The organism is Paraburkholderia sp. SIMBA_054 (assembly GCF_046534875.1).
In the GTDB taxonomy this organism is placed as follows: domain Bacteria; phylum Pseudomonadota; class Gammaproteobacteria; order Burkholderiales; family Burkholderiaceae; genus Paraburkholderia; species Paraburkholderia hospita.
On sequence record NZ_JAWRXV010000218.1, the window covers coordinates 1 to 533 of the forward strand.

At 57.0% G+C, this 533-nt stretch carries 1 pseudogene; it reads right to left on the bottom strand.

Annotation, left to right across the window (positions count from 1 at the left end):
* Positions 1–390: pseudogene (locus SB822_RS54840) on the bottom strand (flagellin); the annotation flags it as partial.
* Positions 391–533 lie beyond the last annotated feature (143 nt).

Genomic DNA, 533 nt, shown 5'->3' on the forward strand with positions numbered 1-533 from the left:
CGTCGTTTGCGACGCGATACGGTTCACTTCCTGGATTTGCTGCGCAACTTCTTTCTGCAGAGCTGCCTGGTCCGACGAGGACATCGTGCCCGTCGAAGCTTGCACAGCCAGCGTACGGATACGTTGCAGGCTGGAAGTCAGCGAGGACAGCGCGCTCGACGCCGTCTGAATCAGCGAAACGCCGTCGTTCGCGTTCGACACGCCTTGGCCCAGACCGTTGATCTGGGTTTGCATACGCGTCGAGATCGCCAGACCTGCTGCATCGTCAGCCGCGCTGTTGATGCGCTTGCCCGACGACAGGCGGGTGATGGCTTGCGACAGGGCGCTTTGCGAGCCGCTGAGGTTTTGCTGTGCAACCAGCGAGTTGATATTGCTATTGATTCCGAGCATGGAAAATCTCCTAAATAAGCCTGAGCCCAATACGCCATATTGGCATCGGCGGAAGCTTCGTTCATTGCTGGCCGCCTCAGTGAAGGTTGACGGCCCTCCTAAAAAAAACTTGAGGAACTTTCTGTAATCGCACACCGATTGGC